Origin of the sequence: Paraburkholderia sp. BR14320 (genome assembly GCF_040948665.1) — a bacterium.
Taxonomy (GTDB): domain Bacteria; phylum Pseudomonadota; class Gammaproteobacteria; order Burkholderiales; family Burkholderiaceae; genus Paraburkholderia; species Paraburkholderia youngii.
Genome location: NZ_JBFPKG010000420.1, coordinates 1 through 222, shown reverse-complemented (window position 1 = coordinate 222; position 222 = coordinate 1). Strand labels below are relative to the sequence as shown.

Genomic DNA, 222 nt, shown 5'->3' with positions numbered 1-222 from the left:
CTGTCACTGTATCAGGTGCTCAAGGCATACAGTCTGGTGGCCCGCCAGTGGAAGCCGCGCTACATCAGTGGCGAACGCGCGTCGGTGAAGGCGCGACAGGAGAGCCTGAAGCAGTGGGTGCGCCAGACGCTGGAGACGACGCGCGGGTTCATCGAGGCGGACCTGCAGGAACTGAGCTGGAACCTCATTGCGCAGCTCGAGGCCGATGAGGCGATCCTGGAT

General features: G+C 63.5%; 1 protein-coding gene. It reads left to right on the top strand.

Annotation, left to right across the window (positions count from 1 at the left end; translation table 11 throughout):
• Window positions 1-222: hypothetical protein (locus tag AB3X89_RS40900; RefSeq protein ID WP_368588136.1), on the top strand; the 222-nt coding region annotated here is incomplete at both ends.